The organism is uncultured Dialister sp. (genome assembly GCF_900541605.1).
Taxonomy (GTDB): domain Bacteria; phylum Bacillota; class Negativicutes; order Veillonellales; family Dialisteraceae; genus Dialister.
Map to the genome: position 1 here is coordinate 1 of NZ_UQKJ01000181.1, position 3,025 is coordinate 3,025.

The window sequence follows — 3,025 nt, forward strand, 5'->3', positions numbered from 1 at the left end:
CGTCATAGTCATTTATCTGGGAGATTTCTCGACTCATCGTAGCTGTAGCGATTTTTAAGGATAGATTCTTTTAGCATGCTTCCACCGCTCGAAATGACGATTGATATGCAGAGCCACTAAGAGGGGAGAAGGGATCCGCAGATGGGGACAGATGGATTCGGCCCGAAGGGCCTGACCAGCTCAAGGCTCAAGGCTGAATGCTCAAGGCCCCGTCGGTACGCATGGGGGTCAGCCATATAAGCGCCGCAGGCTGTCGAGCTTTCCTAACTTCTAGCAGCTAACAGCTAGAAGCCCGCCCGGTCGCATGGATGCCTGCCAGGACCGCCGCGGAGCGGATGATTTCCTCAATCTCGGCCTCGATCTCGATCTCACACACAGTACATCTTCCCATTTCCTCTGTATGATTGTATGTTACTGTATGATATAATTTTTCAAGAGGTGATTCCATGAAACGGCTGGCTTCGGTTTTTTTATTCCTGATCATGGCGGCTCTTGCTTTCTGGGGGATTCTCCATTATGCCCGGCACCTGGAAGTGGTGAAGGAGGAGAAGAAGAATCCTTCTGAATATGTAACGGTATATACGGACATGCCCAATGGCATGCTGGAAGGGCTGTCCCCTTCTTTTTTTAAGGACACCGGGCTTAAAATCAATATTGTCTATCTGTCTTCGGACCAGATGCTCCGCGCCGATGGCGGCAGCACCGATACGCCGGCGGCGGATATGTATATTACGTCCCAGGATGGGCTCATGAAGCTGAAGAAGGGGGAGTTTCTTGCGCCCTATTCTTCCGCCCAGACCGATACGGCTCTGAACCTTTTCAAGGATGAGGAGTGCTACTGGACGGGGCTCTGGGTGGATCCGGTGGTGTTTGCGGTGAACCGGGACTATGCGGACCGGCATCCCGCTTTTTCCTATAACTGGAACGAAGTGCTTACCCGGAATTCGGTGCGCCTTTCCATGACGGATTTCATGGCCGCCGACATGGCGGGGGACCTGCTCATGTGTCTCGTGGAACATTTCGGCCTGGAGGATACGTTCCGGTACCTGGGGATCGCCCAGAACCATATGGTGCAATACGGGAAATTCCTCTCCACCCCTTCCCGGATGGCGGGCATGGGGAAGTGCGATATCGGGATTTCCGGTCTCAATGAAGCTCTTCGGAGCGTGAAGGATAAGATGCCCATCCGCATCATGTATCCGGAGGACGGGTCTCCCTGGTACCTCTTCGGCGCCGGGATTTCTGCCCACGGCCAGTATCCGGAGAGGGCGAAGGTCCTCATGGACTGGCTCCTTTCTTCCTCTTCCTATAAGAAGGATATGGAAGAAAACCGGTATTATTATATTTATGTGAATGATTACACCCTGGAACCCGACGCTGCAGGCAATTTCCTGCAGTTCTGGAACCTGGAAAAAGAGTATTTTGATGAAGGTAAGAAAGACCTGCTCACCCGTTGGGGCGAGAAGATTCGTTTTGGAGGTACAAACAGTTGACTAAAAGAAAACTTGGCTTCATAAGCCTGGGATGTTCGAAGAACCTGGTAGATACGGAAATGATGGTAGGCATCATGGAAAAGGCGGGCTATGAGCTGACGGAGGACCTGTCGGAGGCCCAGGTCATCATCATCAATACCTGTACCTTCATCGACCCCGCCAAGGAAGAGTCGGTGCAGACCATCCTGGAGGCGGCGGAATACAAGAAGACCGGGAAATGTGAGAAGCTGGTGGCCGCCGGCTGCCTGACCCAGCAGTACAAGCAGGCCCTGGGAAAGGAAATTCCGGAAATCGACGTATTCATCGGCACCGATTCCTGGCAGCATATCCTGGAAGCGGTGAATGAATCCTACGAAAAGGACGAGAAGGTGTACAGCTTCGACACCACTCCCTGCGCCAATGAGGACCTGATTCCCCGGCAGACCCTGACGCCGAAGTATTCGGCCTACGTAAAAATCGCCGAGGGCTGCAGCAATGGCTGCACCTTCTGCTATATCCCCTATGTCCGGGGACCCATGCACAGCCGCACCATCCCGTCCATTGTCCATGAAGTACGGCGCCTCGCGGCTTCGGGAGTCCGGGAATTCAATCTTATCGCCCAGGATCTCTCCTGCTACGGCAGGGACCTGAAGGACGGCACCCGGCTGGCATCGCTCCTGAAGGAACTGGTAAAAATCGACGGGGTGAAATGGATCCGTCTTTTCTACCTCTATCCCACCTATTTCGATGACGAGCTCCTGGACGTGATTCTCCATGAACCGAAGATCTGCAAGTACGTGGATATTCCGCTCCAGCATATCAGCGACCCCGTGCTGCAGCGCATGCACCGGAGGGATTCGTCCGAAAGCATCCGGACCCTCCTTCGGAAACTCCGGGCCGCTACGCCCCGGATGACCATCCGCACCACCCTTATGGTGGGATTCCCGGGAGAAACGGACGAAGATTTCCAAAAACTCTGCGACTTCATCAAAGAGGTTCGGTTTGACGATATGGGAGCCTTCAAGTTCTCCCCCCCAGGACGGCACGCCTGCTGCCCGGATGACGGACCAGGTGCCGGAAGAGGTCAAAGAGAACCGGTACCATGAACTCATGGCTATCCAGGCCGCTATTTCCGAAGAAAATAACGAAGATCTCATCGGCCGGGAAACGGAAGCTCTGGTGGAAGAACTGGTGGATGATGGCGAAGGCCACATGCAGGCCAAGGGCCGCACCGCTTTCCAGGCACCGGAAGTGGATGGCAATGTGTACATCGACAACCCGGGAGACCTGAAGCCCGGAGATTTCGTGAAAGTCAAGATCACCGACGGCTATGCCTATGACCTGATTGCGGAACGGGTAGACTGAAGAAAGATCGAGGTCGAGACTGAGATCGAGGTGGTCAGGCCCTGCGGGCCGGGTGTCATGTGGCTTACGGGCGTGCGTTCGAGCGGGGGCTTCTAGCTGCTAGCTGCTGGCGACTAGGAAAGCTGGTCAGGCCCTTCGGGCCGGATCGTCAGTTTCCATCAGCTAACCCCACCCTGGCGGGAGCCCCT

The 3,025-nt window shown here is 54.8% G+C and carries 1 protein-coding gene and 1 pseudogene; both read left to right on the forward strand.

Annotated elements, in window-relative coordinates:
* Positions 1-446 precede the first annotated feature (446 nt).
* Complete coding sequence (locus tag QZR21_RS08815; RefSeq protein ID WP_296096133.1) at positions 447-1,493, forward strand: ABC transporter substrate-binding protein; 1,047 nt, start codon at positions 447-449, stop codon at positions 1,491-1,493.
* Positions 1,490-2,837 (forward strand): annotated as a pseudogene (rimO, locus tag QZR21_RS08820) (30S ribosomal protein S12 methylthiotransferase RimO). Before QZR21_RS08815 ends, rimO begins: the two are co-directional and overlap by 4 nt.
* The last annotated feature ends 188 nt before the right edge of the window (positions 2,838-3,025 follow it).